The 1,340-nt window shown below is 62.3% G+C and carries 2 protein-coding genes; both read right to left on the bottom strand.

Annotated elements, in window-relative coordinates:
- Window positions 1-693 (bottom strand): anti-sigma factor family protein (locus tag FEM54_RS32630; protein WP_138454291.1); only part of this gene is annotated, 693 nt, incomplete at its 3' end.
- Entirely contained in the window at window positions 690-1,196 is a 507-nt protein-coding gene (locus FEM54_RS32625; protein ID WP_058420922.1) for a sigma-70 family RNA polymerase sigma factor, read from the bottom strand. The genes FEM54_RS32630 and FEM54_RS32625, both read right to left, overlap by 4 nt.
- Window positions 1,197-1,340: the final 144 nt, after the last annotated feature.

The raw sequence follows: 1,340 nt of genomic DNA, 5'->3' as shown, positions 1-1,340 counted from the left end.
CATCGCATAGTTGTACCCGCCACCGGACCAGTAATCGGCCTGCAACCCATCTTCGCTGCGGCTGCCGCGCGGCAAAAAGCCGTTTTCCGGTCCCGGTGGGCGGATGTAAAAGCTGATGCGATGGCCTTGCTGATCCTCGTACAACACCATCGCCGCCGCACCTTGCTCAGTGGTGAGCAGGCGCCCGCTCACGGGCTTGAAACCGGCCTGGCTCAAATCGGGCAGGCGATGGGCCTGGTTGAAATAGCGATCCAGCCAGGCTTGCATAGTGCCGCCATCTTCGGTGCTGAAGTCGGCGGGCATGATGCCCTCCTGGGCAAACAGGCGAAACGCCTGCATGGCGTCGGCCATCGGCAACATCGATGGTTGGGTCGCTTCGCGCGCGTGCCAACCGCCAAGTCCGCCGAGGCAGACTGCGATCAGCAGCACGGCGGCGCTGGCCAGGTGGCGGCGCGATTGATGCCGAATGCGTTGGCGAATCAGTGCCGGGTCGAGGTCGGGGTTGGCCGGTTGCTGCAAGGTTCCGCTCAAGGCGGCGCGCAGGGCTTGTGCATCCTGTTGCCAGGCATGTACCTGGGCGGCCCTTTCAGGGTGGGCAGCCAACCAGGTTTCAAGCACACGGCGGTCGCTCTCGGGCAGTTGGTGATCGACGTAGGCATGCAAATCGCGTTCGCTGGGGGGCAGGCTGATCATTTGAGTATCCGCAGGGCAGGGCTGGTAATTTCGCCTTCGCTGAGTTGACGCAAGGCCTGGCGCGCACGGGACAGGCGCGACATCACGGTGCCTACCGGTACCGCCAGGATCTCGGCGACTTCCTTGTAACTTAGCCCTTCGACCGACACCCACAGCAGCAGTGCACGTTGCTCGGTGTTGAGTTGGTCGAAGGCGTGCAGGGTCGATTGGGCCATCACTGTGCGCTCCACCGAGGGTTGTGCATCGTCACGGCCGGTGAAGAATTCGAGCATGCGTGCATAACGGCGGCTGCGCCGGTGGGCGTCGAGGAACTGGCGGTAGAGGATCGAGAACAGCCAGGCGCGCAGGTCGCCTTCCAGGCGTTTGTCGGCCCAGCTGATGATCGCCCGCTCGAGCGTGGACTGCACCAGGTCGTCGGCGCTGCTGGCGTTACGCGTCAGGGACACGGCAAAACGTCGCAGCCTGGGGATGAGTTCACGTAACGGTTCGTCGAGTTCGTGCATGGGCGTGGGTTCTGGTCAATTGTGCAGAGGAAGACGCCGGCCGACGTAGGTTATTCCATCAATAACTATAGGAAGATTGCGCTCTTTTGTAGGGGATATCTGCAATGCACTCGGGCCTGTAATACCGCTCCCACACCTCAATCA

It is taken from the genome of Pseudomonas edaphica, from assembly GCF_005863185.1.
Lineage (GTDB): Bacteria > Pseudomonadota > Gammaproteobacteria > Pseudomonadales > Pseudomonadaceae > Aquipseudomonas > Aquipseudomonas edaphica.
The sequence above is the reverse complement of the archived record's forward strand: the minus strand, read 5'-3'. Positions and strand labels throughout refer to the sequence as shown.